Here is a 13,853-nt window from a genome sequence, read left to right as displayed (position 1 = left end):
GTCGCAAGATCCGCATTCAGTCGGCGATAATCTCCGCGTTTCCGCTGATGTTTCTTATCTGTGTTGGCCGCATGCTGGCTAGCATGAGCGAGGTTGATCCGCGCGTGCACCTACCGGGGGTGGACTGGAGCGATCTTGGCGTGAGCGGGCTTTTGCCGACCGGCACGGTGACGCTGCTGCTGGCTGACGTCGAGGGCTCGACGCGGCTTTGGGAGACCCAGCCCGAGCAGATGACCACGGCGTTCGAGCGGCTGGACGAGGTCTTGTCGGAACTGGTGGCCGCGCATGGTGGGGTGCGGCCGGTCGAGCAGGGTGAGGGCGACAGCTTTGTGGTGGCGTTCTCCCGGGCCAGTGCCGCGGTGGCCTGCGCGCTGGGTTTGCAGCGGGCACCGTTGGCGCCGATCGGCTTGCGCATCGGCGTGCATACCGGCGAAGTACAGTTGCGCGACGAGGCCAACTACATCGGGCCCACCATCAATCGGACGGCGCGGCTGCGCGATCTGGCCCACGGCGGCCAGACGGTGCTGTCGGGCGTGACCGAGTCGTTGGTCGTCGACACGCTGCCCCCTGATGCGTGGCTGACCGATCTGGGCACCCACGAGCTGCGCGGCATTCCCCGCCCGGAGCGGGTGGTGCAGCTGTGCCATCCCGATCTCCGCAACGAGTTCCCGCCCTTGCGGACGCCGAAAGGCATTGCGGGGCACAATCTTCCGCCGCAGTTCAGCAGCTTCGTCGGCCGCGTGCCACAGCTGGCCGAGGTGCGAAAGCTGTCGGCGCAGAATCGGATCGTGACCTTAACCGGCGCGGGCGGCGTGGGCAAGACGCGCCTGGCGGTGGAAATCGCGAGCCAACTGGCGCCCGAATACGCCGAGGGTGTCTGGTATGTGGACTTGGCGCCGATCACCGATCTCGCCGCGGTGCCCGTCGCGGCGGCACGGGCACTGGGTTTGCCCGACCAGCCCGGCCGCTCCACGATGGACACGCTGCTGCGGTTTGTTAGTGCCCGCCACATGTTGATGGTGCTGGACAACTGCGAGCACCTGCTCGATGCGTGCGCCGAATTGGTCGTCGCGCTGCTGGGTGGGGCGCCGCGGTTGACCTTGCTAGCCACGAGTCGGGAGCCGATCGGAGTGGTTGGCGAAGCGACGTGGCGGGTGCCGTCACTGTCGCTGGCTGACGAGGCGGTCGAGTTGTTCACTGATCGCGCACGTTTGGCGCAGACGGGCTTCACCCTCACCGAGGACAACTCTGCCGTGGTGGGCGAGATCTGCCAGCGCCTCGACGGAATACCTCTGGCGATCGAATTGGCCGCGGCGCGGGTGCGGGCGCTGTCGCTGGCCGAGATAGTCGGCAGTCTGCATGACCGATTCCGGTTGCTGACCGGGGGTGCGCGCACCGCGGTGCGCCGCCAGCAGACGTTGCGCGCCTCGGTGGATTGGTCGCACACCCTGTTGACCGAACCGGAGCGGGTGCTGTTTCGCCGGCTAGCGGCGTTTGTCGGTGGCTTCGATCTGGCGGCTGCCCAGGCGGTCGGCGGCCACGACGAGGTGGAGCGCTTCCAGGTGATCGACCTCCTCACGCTGCTGGTCGACAAGTCCCTCGTGGTAGCCGAACAAGCCTGTGGCGCAACGCGATACCGCCTGCTGGAAACAGTCCGCCAATTTGCCCAGGAAAAGCTCAGCGAGTCGGTCGACGCCAATGCCGTCCGAACGCGTCACCGCGATCACTACACGGCGATGGCCGCTCTGCTCGATGCGCCGGCCGACAACGACTACGGACGGCGTCTTGCGCAGGCCGAAACCGAGATCGACAACCTGCGCGCCGCGTTCGCTTGGAGCCGGGAAACTTCCGACGTGGAGCGAGCGTTGGCGCTGGCGTCCTCGCTGCAGCCGCTGTGGCTCGCGCGGGGACGCATCCGGGAAGGGCTGGCCTGGTTTGACGCCACGCTCGCCGATCTGGAGGAACCGCACCCCGGGTTGGGGGCCGCTGTGCGCGCTCGGGCGGTCGCCGATCGGGCCATGCTCGGGGCTCATCTAGGCGTCGACTGCCTGGAGCAAGCCGAGCATGCGGTGGCGATCGCGCGAGGCCTCGATGATCCGGCCCTGCTGGCCCGGACATTGACCGCTTGCGGATTCACCGCCAGCCTCGTCTATCACGTCGAGGTGGCCCAAACCTGTGCCGCGGAGGCGATCGGTCTGGCAGGTGCAGTCGACGATCGATGGCTTCTCAGCCAGATCTATGCCCTGCGGGCGCGGTACGCCCACGTCGTCGACCCGCTACGGATGCGCGCAGCTTGCGAGGAGGGGCGCGACCTCGCCGACGCGATCGGCGACAGATTCAGCTCGCGTATGTGTCGGTTTTACCTTGCGGCGGCGCGGCACCTCAGCGGTGACTTAGCCGGGGCCGCCGCACTGTGCGGTGAGGTGGCAGCTGAGGCCGAGGCGGATCACGACGAGCTCGGTAGGGTGTACGGCCTGGCCGGCCAGAGCATGGCACTAACACGCCAGGGGGAGGTGGCTGCGGCCCGCGCGGTGGGCGCGGCGATCCTCAAGGTCGGCGCTGAGGTCGGCGGCCGGTTCGCGGCAGTAGGACATATGGCGTTGGGGACCGCCGCCCTGGCCGCGGGGGATGGAGCGGCGGCGCACGAGGCGCGCGAGGCCAGCCTGCGACACAGAATTCTGGTGAGTGGCGGCGCGGAGCGGGCGCAGCGCATCTGGAATGCCGAGGCGGCGCTAGCGGATAAGGATCTCGCAGCCGCCCGGTTTTGGGCCGAGGAGGCCGTGTCGACGACGGCCGGCATCTGGTCAACGTCGGCGCTGACCACGCGCGCCCGGGTGGCGATCGCACAGGGCGAGTTCGAACTGGCAGAACGCAGCGCCCACGACGCGCTCAAATGCGCCGCCGACATGCAGGCGCGCTCAGGCGTTGCCGACACTCTCGAGTGCCTTGGCGCCCTAGCCGGGGGCGCCGGTAGTCATCGGGAAGCCGCCCGGCTCTTTGGCGCCGCACACGCCATCCGGCAACGGATCGGCGAGGTCCGCTTCAAGGTCTATGACGCCGCGTGCGAAGCCGCAGTGGCCGCCCTGCGAGAAGCCATGGGCGACAGTGAGTTTGACGCGGCGTGGGCCGAGGGCGCGGCGTTGTCCACCGAAGAGGCGATCGCCTTCGCGCAGCGTGGCCGCGGCGCACGCAAACGCCCCAGCAGCGGCTGGGCGTCGCTCACCCCCGCGGAGCGCGACGTCGTGCGACTTGTCGGCGAGGGGCTGGGCAACAACGACATCGCCACCAGGCTGTTCGTCTCGCCCCGCACCGTCCAATCGCATCTCACCCACGTCTACGCCAAACTGGGCCTCGCGTCTCGCGTGCAGCTGGCCCAGGAGGCGGCCCGCCAGGCCTGATTCCACGAATTCTCGGCTCAGACGGTTGCGCCGCGACCAAACGGCTATCCCGGTCCTACGGCCGGTGAATGCGGTGGCCGGCAAAACCGTGGGGAGCATGCACATGGGCATCGGAATTTCGGTCGCTGGCCTCAGCAAGTCTTTCGGGCCTTCCCGGGTGTGGGAAGACGTCACGATGGACATCCCTCCGGGTGAGGTCAGCGGGCTGATAGGGCCGTCCGGAACCGGCAAGTCGGTGTTTTTGAAGTCCCTGATCGGACTGTTGCAACCGGAACGCGGCTCGATCGTCATCGACGGCCAGGACATCATCAAGAGCACCGCCAAGGAGCTTTACGACATCCGCAGGCTGTTCGGCGTGATGTTCCAGGACGGCGCGCTGTTCGGCTCGATGAACCTGTACGACAACACCGCGTTCCCTTTGCGCGAGCACACCAAGAAGAAGGAGAGCGAGATCCATGACATCGTCATGGAGAAGCTCGAGTTGGTGGGCCTTGGCGGCGACGAGCACAAGATGCCCGGTGAGATCTCCGGGGGCATGAAGAAGCGCGCCGGCCTGGCCCGCTCGTTGGTGCTCGACCCGGAGATCATCCTGTGCGACGAGCCCGACTCCGGTCTGGACCCCGTCCGTACGGCCTACCTGTGCCAGCTCCTCATCGACATCAATGCGCAGACCGACGCGACCATCCTGATCGTGACGCACAACATCAACGTCGCCCGTACCGTGCCGGACAACATCGGCATGCTGTTCCGCCGCAGACTGGTGATGTTCGGCCCGCGTGAAGTGTTGTTGACCAGCGATGAGCCGGTTGTCGGGCAGTTCCTCAACGGGCGCCGCATCGGCCCGATCGGCATGTCGGAGGAAAAGGACGAGGCGACGATCGCCGAGGAGCAGGCCATGCTCGACGCCGGTCAGCACGCCGGCGGCGTCGAGGACATCGAGGGAGTGCCGCCGCAAGTCGTCGCCACGCCGGGGATGCCGGAGCGTAAGGCGGTGGAGCGCCGCAGGGCCCGGGTGCGCGAGATGCTGCACACGCTGCCTCCCAAGGCGCAAAAGGCCATTCAAGACGACCTGGAGGGCAGCGATGGTAAACACTTCGGCAGTTCTCCGCGCCACTGGGGAGACCGTGGCTACGACGACGAGAGCGACACGGCATCGCTCCCCGTCTCACGGCAACGCTGAGTAAGCGCGGAGAAAACCCGCGCATCTTTGTGCCGAGTTTGCGCGTTTCCGCTGATGTTTTATGGCTGATGCGGGCACACGCTGATTAACATGAGCGAGATTGATCCACGCGCGGATCTACCGGGGGTGGACTGGAGCGAGCTTGGCGTGATCGGGCTTTTGCCGACGGGCACGGTGACGCTGCTTCTTGCCGACGTCGAAAACTCCACCGGGCTGTGGGAGACCCAGCCCGAGCCGATGACGGCGGCTTTCGCGCGGTTGGATGAGGCGCTGTCGGATCTGGTGGCCGCCCATGGCGGGGTGCGTCCGGTGGAGCAGGGTGAGGGCGACAGCTTTGTTGTGGCGTTCGCTCGGGCCAGTGATGCCGTGGCGTGTGCGCTGGAGTTGCAGCGGGCGCCGCTGGCCCCGGTGAGCTTGCGCATCGGCGTGCACACCGGTGAGGTGCAACTGCGCGACGAGGGTAATTACATTGGCCCCACCATCAACCGGACCGCGCGGTTGCGCGATCTGGCCCATGGCGGGCAGACGGTGCTGTCGGGTGTGACCGAGGATCTTGTGGCTGACACGCTACCGGCCGATGCTTGGCTGACCGATTTGGGCACCCATGAGCTGCGCGGTGTTGCCCGCCCCGAACGCGTCGTGCAGCTGTGTCATCCCGACATACGCAACGACTTCCCACCCTTGCGCACCCCAAAAAGCGTTGCAATGCACAATGTTCCGACGCAATTCACCAGCTTTGTCGGCCGTGACCAACAGCTGGTCGAAGTGCGAGAATCATTGGCGCGCAACCGGTTGGTCACTCTGACCGGTGCGGGCGGCGTGGGGAAGACACGCCTAGCGGTGCACGTCGCAAATCAGTTGGCCGCCGGCCATGCCGAGGGTGTCTGGTATGTGGACCTGGCTCCGATTACGGATCCCGCCGTCGTGCCGGTCACGGTGGCACGCGCACTGGGTCTGCCTGATCAGCCTGGCCGCTCGACAATGGATACGCTGCTGCGGTTTGTTCATGACCGTCAGCTGCTGGTGGTGTTGGACAACTGCGAGCACCTGCTTGATGCGTGCGCCGAGATGGTCGTCGCGCTCTTGGGTGCGGCGCCGGGGCTGACGCTGCTGGCAACCAGTCGTGAACCGATCGGTGTGCCTGGTGAGGCGACGTGGCGGGTGCCGTCCCTGTCGCTGGGCGATGAGGCCATCGAGTTGTTCACCGACCGGGCCAGGCTGGCTCAGACCGGCTTCGCCGTGACCGACGACAACATCGCTAGCATCGCCGAGATCTGCCAGCGATTGGATGGGATGCCGCTCGCGATCGAGCTGGCGGCGGCGCGGGTGAGAGCGTTGTCGGTGGGCGAGATACTGGACAGCCTGCATGATCGGTTTCGGTTGTTGACCGGCGGTGCGCGTACTGCGGTGCGTCGCCAGCAGACGTTGCGAGCCTCGGTGGACTGGTCGCATGCGCTGCTGACCGAGACCGAACGGATCCTGTTGCGTCGGCTGGCTGTGTTTCTGGGCGGATTTGACCTTGACGCGGCGCAGGGAGTGGCCGGCGCCGATGGGCTGGAGCGTTACCAGGTCCTCGATCAGCTCACCCTGTTGGTCGACAAATCATTAGTCGTCGCCGAAAGCGTAAGGCGCCGAACGCGTTATCGGTTGCTGGAAACCGTGCGCCAGTACGCGCTGGAGAAACTCGGTGAGTCCGGTGAAGCCGACACCGTGCGGTCGCGGCATCGTGATTACTACACGGCGCTGGCGGCGCTGCTCGACGCGCCGGCGCGCGGCACCTATGAGCAACGTCTCGAGCAGGCCGAAACAGAGATCGACAACCTGCGTGCCGCTTTTGGGTGGAGCCGGGAAAACTCCAACGTCGAGCTGGCGTTAGCGCTGGCGTCCTCGCTGCAGCCGCTCTGGCAAGCGCGCGGCCTCGTCCGGGAAGGGCTGGCCTGGTTCGAGGCGGCCTTCACCGATGACAATGCGCCGCACGTCGTAGTGGCGGCAGCCGTGCGGGCGCGAGCGATGGCCGATAAGGCGGTGCTCGCCACCGTTGCGGGCGCTTACAGCAGCCTGGATCAGGCACAGCAGGCTGTGGCTCTCGCACGGGACGCGGACGATCCAGCCCTGCTGGCCCGGGCGCTGACCGCCTGCGGCCTGATCGCCGCATACAACGCCGAGCCGGCGTGGCCGTACTTCGCCGAGGCGGACGGCCTGGCCCGGGCGGCAGGCGATCAGTGGAGGCTCAGCCAGATCCTCGCCTGGCAGGCGCGCGGGGCAGTCACGGTGGGTGACCCGGTTGCGGCGCGCGAGGCCGGTCAAGAGGGACGCGACCTCGCCGGGGCGATCGGTGATCGGTTCGCGTTGCGCCAATGCCGCTGGTGCCTTGGATTGGCACAACTGATGCAGGGTGATTTGACCGGAGCCGTCGCACAATTCGCCGAACTGGTCGCCGAGGCGGAGGGAGCGCACGACGGGATCTATCGGGCGCTAAGCCTTGCGGGCCAGGGCATCGCGCTCGCGTATCAGGGTGATGCCGCCGCGGCCCGAGCCGCGGCGGACGCGGCCATCGAAGGCGCCACCGAGCTGGGTGGCATTGCTACGGGCAACGCCTATTTAGCGTTGTCTGCTGCGGCTCTGGCCGCCGGCGATGCTGCGACGGCGCTGGACGCAATGGAAGTGGTCTGGCATTACCACGATGTTCAGCCGGCGACCAAGGCGGTTGGGCGTGCCGTCGGTGCGCAGGCCGCATTGGCGGGCGGGGATCTGGTTGCGGCACGCCGTGTGGCCAACGAGGCCGTGTCGACGGCGACCGGCTGGTACCTGATGGTGGCGCTGAGCAGACGCGCTCGGGTGGCGATCGCGCAGGGTGAGCCGGATCTGGCCGAGCGCGACGCCTACGACGCGCTCGCAATCGCCGCCAACATGCAAGCGTTTCTTGGCACTTCCGATCTGTTGGAGTGCCTAGCCATGTTGGCGGGCGATCGCGGCAGTCACTGCGAAGGCGCGCGGCTCTTCGGCGCGGCGGAGGCTCTGCGGAAATGTACGGGCGCGGTGCGCTTCAAGGTGTGGGACCCCGGCTACGAGGCTTCGGTGAAGCGGATTCGTGATGCCCTAGGGGAGAAAGACTTTGAATGCGCGTGGGCCGAGGGCACGGCTCTTTCGCCTGAAGAGGCGATCGCTTACGCGCAGCGTGGCCGCGGGGAACGCAAACGCCCGGCCAGCGGTTGGGCCTCGCTCACCCCGGCTGAGCGCGATATCGTCCGCCTGGTCAGCGAGGGACTCGGCAACAACGACATCGCCACCCGGCTGTTCGTCTCGCCGCGGACCGTGCAATCCCACCTGACGCACGTCTACGCCAAACTGGGCCTCACCTCGCGGGTGCAGCTGGCCCAGGAGGCGGCCCGTCAGACCGCAGCGTCGAGCTAGGCCGCTGCCGGCTGGGGCACAAATTCGGGTTGTGACGCGGCGTAGCGCACCTGCGCCAGCTGGCCGGCAAGTAACGCGATGAGCGTCCCCCCCAAACCAGCGACCGTCGTCTCCACCGATGAGCCCGACAGCACGAAATAACCGAAGCCGGCGCCGCCGATCAGCAAAGCGACCCGCACGGGCGTCCACTCGGCCGCCGACGGTAGCCGGAAGGACAAACCGATGCCGAGCAGCAGCGCCAGGACGTGCCCGACGGCGGTGAAGTCCGCCCCCGAGGCCGCCATCAGCGCGATGCCAAGCCACCACCCGACCCAAAGATGGCGCCAGCGCGACGGTATGGACGCCGTCAAGGCGCCCAGCACGCACACCGCGCCGTAACTGACCCCGACGTCGCTCGCCCGCGCAATTGAGAACGGCAGCCATCCCGCCTTGAGCGCGACGACCAGCCCCACCGCGACGAGTAACGTGGCGCCGACATGGCCGACCGCGAACGCGACCACCAAACCTTTGCCCCGCCAGATCAATTCGCCCAGGGCCAGCAAGCAGACCAGCCACGGCAGCCAAAGACAGATCTCCCCGCCGTCCTCGACGAACGCGCTGCCCACCAGCGTGCTCAGGTGGCCGTGCGCGAGATTGTGCAAGTTGGTGCTCATGCGGCTCACCGCAACCTCGCGCGCGTGAGGACCGAGCGCATTCAAGACGACCGAGATCGCGGCCAGCAGGATGGCGTAGGCCGCCGTGATGCGCACCGATGCCGCGCGGGAGAATGCCCGCGCGGCCCAGCTCTCGCCAACGGCTATGGCATACATCGTGATCCGCCTTTATCGGAGTGGCCCGACCAGCCACGGTCTCGGCCCAGGAGGTCGGCGATGGTCTCGCGGCGCACCAGTTCGCGCGCCTTGCCCCCGGTGACGGCGATCAGGGGTGGGCGGCCCACCAGGCTGCAGCTCGATCCCGTCGAGTAGTGATAGGCACCGGTGCACGCCACCGCGAGCAGATCGCCGGGATGGATATCGGCGGGCAGCACGACGTCGCGGGCGATCTCGTCGCCGGACTCGCAGTGCCTACCCACCACCGTGACCGGTGCGGCGGCGCACGGCCCCTGCCGATTGGCCAGTGCCACGGTGTATCTCGCGTCGACGCCCGCGATGCGCGGATTGTCGCTCATGCCGCCGTCCACCGCGACGAAGGTGCGTCCGTCGGGCTGGCGTTTGACCGCGACCACCCGGTAGAGCGTGATCCCGGCGCGGGCCGCGATCGCCCGGCCCGGCTGGAGCACGACGCGCGGGCGGGGGTAACCGTGTTCCGCGCACGCGGAGCTGACCGCGGTGTGGATGATCTCGCCCAGCGATCGCGGATCGAGTTCGGGGTCGCCGGACCGATACGGGACCGCATGCCCGCCGCCGAGGTTGAGCTCGCCCAGCACCACCCCGTGGCGCTCACAGACCTCAGCCATCAAGGCCATCACTTGCCGGATCGCCTCGCCGTACAGCCCGGCGTCGGCCAGCTGCGACCCCAACTGGCAGTGCAAGCCAACCAAGTCCAGCCACGGCTGGTCCAGGACGCGCTTGACCGCGCCGGCCGCCTGGCCGCCCGCCAACGCAAACCCGAATTTCTGGTCGAGCACCCCCGCGCTCAGCGCGCCGGCGTCGACGTCAGGAATCACCCGAATCAACACGCGTTGCCGGCGGCGCACCCGCCCGGCCAGCAGCGCGATCTCGTTCGGCGTATCGATCACGATCCGCCCGACCCCGGCGGTGACCGCGTCGTCCAGCTCGCCGGCGGTCTTGGCGTTGCCGTCGAGGACAATCTTCGACGGCGGCACCTCGCCGGTGAGCGCGGTGGCCAGTTCGCCGCCGGAGCAGACGTCCACGCCCGCGCCCTCGTCGGCGGCCCAGCCGGCCACGGCCGCGCTGAGCAGCGCCCGACCGGCGTAAACCACTTCGACGCCCGGAAGCGCCGCGAGATAACCGCGGATGCGCGCCCGGAAGTCATCCTCGTCGACGACGTAGGCAGGGGTACCGAATTCGGCGGCCAGGTCCGTTGCGGCCACCCCGCCGACGCGCAACCTGCCCAGCTCATCCACGAAACTGGTCAGCGGCCAGATCGCCCGGTCGAGGTGCGGATCCACCTCGCGCCGCGGCGATGAAAGCAGCTCGAACAGCGTCATACGTCCACGGTGCAGGGGGAAGCCGCGGTCCGCCGCGTTCTTAACGAAGCTTTCACACCGGCGTGATTAATCTTCACAGATTGAATACGGCCGGCTAATCGTCCGCACTTCTGGCGCACAATCCCGCTTTTCGCCGCTGGGCGGGGCCTCACCTGAAAAATCAATATCTACCGAATAGACTACGGAATATGTCTACACCGACGACTACAATCAGAGTTCCGGTCCACACGCGCGACCTGCTGGCGGCCCAGGCGCGCGCGCGGGGAATCTCTATCGCTGCCCTGCTCGCAGAGCTGGCCGCCCGTGCCGATCACGAAGCGATCTTCCGCGCCGAACGCGACGCCAGCCGCGCCGAGGCGGCGCTGCAAGCTGCACGCGCCGAGAACAGCGATTGGGACGTCACGGTCAGCGACGGTCTTGCCTGAACTCAGACGCGGTGAGCTGTGGCTGGTCGCCCTCGGCGCCGCTCGCCACGGTGAACCAGGCAAGCACCGGCCCGCCGTCGTCGTCTCCGTCGACGACATACTCGTCGGAATCGACGATGAACTCGTCGTGGTGGTACCGGTGTCGAGTTCTCTTGCCGATAGCCCATTGCGGCCGCGCATCTCGCCTGCCGAAGGCGTGGACGCCGAAAGCGTCGCGGTTTGTCGTGGCGTACGCGCCGTCGCTCGCACGCGGCTGCTGGAGCGACTGGGAACTCTGGAACCCGAAACGATGCAGCAGATCGAGCGCGGCCTCGCATTGATTCTGGGCATCCCCACTGTCTGAAACCACGAACCGCGTCGAGTGCTTGACGAGCTCCTGTCGCTGCTGCTAGACATGGCGTGCGGCAGAAATTGGGCGATCGCCCAAAATTGGCGGAAATCGAGGTCGCTATGGCGGGCCGGATGGACGGCAAGGTGGCGTTCGTGACCGACGCGGCGCGCGGGCAGGGCAGGAGTCACGCGGTCCGGCCGGCGCAAGTCGCGCTGCCCGTGGACGCCGGCAGCTGCCTGAAGTAAGGAAGGCATTGATGACCGTCACCAGCGACACCGACGTCTACTACGACCCCTACGACACGGGCATCATCGCCGACCCGTACCCGACCTACGCGCGGCTGCGCGAAGAAGCGCCGATCTACTACAACGAAAAGTACGACTTTTGGGCGATATCAAGGTTTTCCGACGTCGAACGCGCTCTGGGCAACTGGGAGGTGTTCTCCAACCGTCGCAGCGACATCCTCGAACTGATCCAGTCGAAGTTCGACATGCCCGGCGGCGTCATGATGTTCCAGGATCCGCCCGAGCACACGAGGCTGCGCGGCCTGATGTCGCGGGTGTTCACGCCGCGCCGGATGGCCGCCCTCGAAGACCAGATCCGCCGGTACTGCGTGCGGTGCCTGGACCCGCTGGTCGGGTCGGCGAGTTTCGACATCATCGCCGAGCTCGCCTCGATGATGCCGATGCGGGTGATCGGGATGCTGCTGGGAATCCCCGAATCGGAACAGGTTTCGGTTCGCGACGCCAATGACGCCAACCTGCGGACCAAGCCAGGTACGCCCATGAAGGTCGCCGACGCCGACTCCATCGCCGACGGCCGCATCTACGCCGACTACGTCGAGTGGCGCTCCAAGAACCCGTCGGACGACCTGATGACCACGCTGCTCAACGTCGAATTCGACGACGAGCAGGGAGTGCGCAGAAAGCTGACGCGCAAGGAGGTGCTGCACTACACCCAGGTGGTCGCGGGCGCCGGCAACGAGACCACCGGCCGGCTGATCGGCTGGCTGGCCAAAGTGCTCGCCGAGCACCCCGACCAGCGCCGTGAGGTCTACAAGGATCGGTCGCTGCTGACCCGGACGGTCGACGAGACGCTGCGGTTCGAACCCACCGGACCCCACGTGGCCCGCTGGATGGCAAAGGATTTCGAGTGCTACGGCCGGACGGTTCCGGCCGGCAGCGCCATGCTGCTGCTGTTTGGCGCCGCCAACCGCGACCACCGCCGCTACACCGATCCGGACACGTTCAACATCCGCCGCGACAACATTTCGCACATCACCTTCGGCAAGGGCGTGCACTACTGCCTCGGGGCGAACCTGGCGCGGCTGGAGGGCCGCGTCGCGCTGGACGAGATGCTCAACCGCTGGCCCGACTGGGACATCGATTACGACACGGCACAATTGGCGTCGACGTCGACCGTCCGCGGCTGGGAGCGCCTGCGGGTCGTGCTGCCTTAGGTCGGGTGCTTGGTCGGCATCTCGAACCGGTCCAGGAACCGCTTGACCAGCGCGACGGCCTCGTCGTGGCCGCCCTTGGTGCCGAGCGTCTGTTCGAGGATCAGGGTGCGTCCGATCGCGGCGATGACCACCGCGATGCCCGCGGGCGGGAATTCGCTTGTGTCGAGGCCGTGTTCACGCACGATGAAATTGAGCGCGGTGATCTGCATCTCGCGCCACCGCTCCTGCCACGCGGAGATCTCGGCCCGAATCTCCTTGCGGTGGTTGGCGAGTCCCATGAACTCCAGCAGCAGCCGGGCGTCCTTGGGTTCGACGAGCGTCTCCCAGAAGGCGTGCAGAGGCCGGTCGGAGGCCAGCGCTTCCCGCTGGCGTTCCAGGTAGGCGGCGGCCCCGCGACGGAAGACGTCCCGATACAGATCGTCCATCGTCGGGAAGTAGTAGTGCACCAACGCCGGTTTGACGCCGGCCTCGGAGGCCACGCGTCGCGATGTGGCCGCGGCGTATCCCTCGTCGACCATGATCCGACTCGTGGCGTCGATCAGCATGTCCCGCGTGGTGGAGTCCCTGGCCATCACCGGACCCTAGATTGGGCGATCGCCAAAAATCAACCGGGCCGCGGCGCGACTTGACCCTCGTCGCGCCAGGGTGATAGGCAAGGTCGAGCCCCCGTGCTGGGCGGTCGCTCAGGAAGGTGCGTGCACGTGAAGACTGCGGTGGTAACCGGCGGTGCGTCCGGGATCGGCCGCGCGATCGTCGAGAGACTGCGCAGCGACGGATTTCGGGTGGCCGTCATCGACCTGTCCGTCACCGAGGACGGCTCGGGGTACGTCGCGGACGTCACCGACCGCGCGCAGGTCGATGCCGCGATGTCGGCGATCCGCGAGGCGTTCGGTCCGATCCTGGTGCTTGTCAACGCCGCCGGCGTGGAGGGCTTCAAGAAATTCTTGGACATGTCCTTCGAGCAATGGTCGAAGGTGATCGACGTCAACCTCAACGGCGTGTTCCACACCTGCCAGGCAGCGCTGCCCGACATGGTCGAGGCCGGATGGGGGCGCATCGTCAACATCTCGTCGTCCAGCACTCACTCCGGGCAGCCGTTCATGGCCCACTACGTGGCGGCCAAGTCCGCGGTGAACGGCCTGACCAAGTCGCTGGCCCTCGAATACGGGCCGAGCGGGGTCACCGTCAACGCGATTCCGCCGGGATTCATCGACACGCCGATGCTGCGCAGCGCCGAGCGCCGGCAGTTGCTCGGCGGCACCGTCGAAGACCACATCGCGCGCACCCCGGTGCGTCGGGTGGGCAGGCCGGAGGACATCGCCGCGGCGTGCGCGTTCTTCGTGTCCGAGGAGGCCGGCTACATCACCGGCCAGATACTGGGCGTCAACGGCGGCCGCAACACCTGAGCCGACAATGCGCCGACCGGTCCTGGGGTGCCTCGGCACCCACGCTTGCCTCTCGGGATCCTTCGGCGCA

The 13,853-nt window shown here is 67.4% G+C and carries 10 protein-coding genes and 1 pseudogene; 8 read left to right on the top strand and 3 right to left on the bottom strand.

All coding sequences use genetic code 11. The features are described from left to right. Positions 1-71 precede the first annotated feature (71 nt). The 3 genes from A5705_RS01235 to A5705_RS01225 all read left to right on the top strand — a co-directional run bounded on the left by A5705_RS01235 (position 72) and on the right by A5705_RS01225 (position 7,992). Positions 72-3,398 (top strand): LuxR C-terminal-related transcriptional regulator, encoded by a 3,327-nt coding sequence (locus tag A5705_RS01235; protein ID WP_082956220.1) that lies wholly within the window; start codon positions 72-74, stop codon positions 3,396-3,398. 103 nt (positions 3,399-3,501) lie between these two features. Further along, positions 3,502-4,578 carry an ABC transporter ATP-binding protein gene (locus tag A5705_RS01230; protein WP_067882018.1) on the top strand — a complete coding sequence of 359 codons (1,077 nt, stop codon included), beginning with the start codon at positions 3,502-3,504 and terminating at the stop codon, positions 4,576-4,578. Positions 4,579-4,725: 147 nt separating this feature from the next. Further along, entirely contained in the window at positions 4,726-7,992 is a 3,267-nt protein-coding gene (locus A5705_RS01225; protein WP_231964375.1) for a LuxR C-terminal-related transcriptional regulator, read from the top strand. On the opposite strand, the gene A5705_RS01220 is transcribed toward A5705_RS01225, so the two are convergent. Beyond that, positions 7,989-8,801, bottom strand: coding sequence for a rhomboid-like protein (locus A5705_RS01220; protein ID WP_067881892.1), 813 nt, complete (start codon positions 8,799-8,801; stop codon positions 7,989-7,991). The genes A5705_RS01225 and A5705_RS01220 overlap by 4 nt on opposite strands. Next, complete coding sequence (lysA, locus tag A5705_RS01215; RefSeq protein ID WP_068274701.1) at positions 8,789-10,162, bottom strand: diaminopimelate decarboxylase; 1,374 nt, start codon at positions 10,160-10,162, stop codon at positions 8,789-8,791. The genes A5705_RS01220 and lysA overlap by 13 nt, the downstream gene beginning before the upstream one ends. Positions 10,163-10,350: 188 nt before the next feature. Here lysA and A5705_RS01210 point away from each other — a divergent pair, with 188 nt between their 5' ends. The 4 genes and pseudogenes from A5705_RS01210 to A5705_RS01200 all read left to right on the top strand — a co-directional run bounded on the left by A5705_RS01210 (position 10,351) and on the right by A5705_RS01200 (position 12,377). Continuing rightward, positions 10,351-10,587, top strand: a complete 237-nt coding sequence (locus tag A5705_RS01210) for an antitoxin (protein WP_067881887.1) — start codon at positions 10,351-10,353, stop codon at positions 10,585-10,587. Continuing rightward, positions 10,580-10,930, top strand: coding sequence for a type II toxin-antitoxin system PemK/MazF family toxin (locus A5705_RS26830; protein ID WP_082956218.1), 351 nt, complete (start codon positions 10,580-10,582; stop codon positions 10,928-10,930). Before A5705_RS01210 ends, A5705_RS26830 begins: the two co-directional genes overlap by 8 nt. A gap of 107 nt (positions 10,931-11,037) precedes the next feature. Next, a pseudogene (locus A5705_RS27610) lies at positions 11,038-11,124 on the top strand (SDR family mycofactocin-dependent oxidoreductase); the annotation flags it as partial. A gap of 50 nt (positions 11,125-11,174) precedes the next feature. Continuing rightward, positions 11,175-12,377 (top strand): cytochrome P450, encoded by a 1,203-nt coding sequence (locus A5705_RS01200; RefSeq protein ID WP_068274693.1) that lies wholly within the window; start codon positions 11,175-11,177, stop codon positions 12,375-12,377. On the opposite strand, the gene A5705_RS01195 is transcribed toward A5705_RS01200, so the two are convergent. Next, positions 12,374-12,922 (bottom strand): TetR/AcrR family transcriptional regulator, encoded by a 549-nt coding sequence (locus tag A5705_RS01195; protein ID WP_156762998.1) that lies wholly within the window; start codon positions 12,920-12,922, stop codon positions 12,374-12,376. The genes A5705_RS01200 and A5705_RS01195 overlap by 4 nt on opposite strands. A 156-nt stretch (positions 12,923-13,078) precedes the next feature. Between A5705_RS01195 and A5705_RS01190 the strand changes: the two genes are divergently transcribed. Then, positions 13,079-13,783, top strand: coding sequence for an SDR family NAD(P)-dependent oxidoreductase (locus tag A5705_RS01190; protein WP_068274763.1), 705 nt, complete (start codon positions 13,079-13,081; stop codon positions 13,781-13,783). Positions 13,784-13,853 lie beyond the last annotated feature (70 nt).

The organism is Mycobacterium sp. E787 (assembly GCF_001668725.1).
Lineage (GTDB): Bacteria > Actinomycetota > Actinomycetes > Mycobacteriales > Mycobacteriaceae > Mycobacterium.
The sequence above is the reverse complement of the archived record's forward strand: the minus strand, read 5'-3'. Positions and strand labels throughout refer to the sequence as shown.

Excerpts from the sequence above, each read along its gene's own strand:
- A5705_RS01210 (WP_067881887.1), top strand. The coding sequence starts at position 10,351 with ATGTCTACACCGACGACTACAATCAGAGTTCCGGTCCACACGCGCGAC.
- A5705_RS01195 (WP_156762998.1), bottom strand. The coding sequence starts at position 12,922 with ATGCTGATCGACGCCACGAGTCGGATCATGGTCGACGAGGGATACGCC.
- A5705_RS01220 (WP_067881892.1), bottom strand. The coding sequence starts at position 8,801 with ATGTATGCCATAGCCGTTGGCGAGAGCTGGGCCGCGCGGGCATTCTCC.
- A5705_RS01235 (WP_082956220.1), top strand. The coding sequence starts at position 72 with ATGCTGGCTAGCATGAGCGAGGTTGATCCGCGCGTGCACCTACCGGGG.
- A5705_RS01200 (WP_068274693.1), top strand. The coding sequence starts at position 11,175 with ATGACCGTCACCAGCGACACCGACGTCTACTACGACCCCTACGACACG.
- A5705_RS01230 (WP_067882018.1), top strand. The coding sequence starts at position 3,502 with ATGGGCATCGGAATTTCGGTCGCTGGCCTCAGCAAGTCTTTCGGGCCT.
- lysA (WP_068274701.1), bottom strand. The coding sequence starts at position 10,162 with ATGACGCTGTTCGAGCTGCTTTCATCGCCGCGGCGCGAGGTGGATCCG.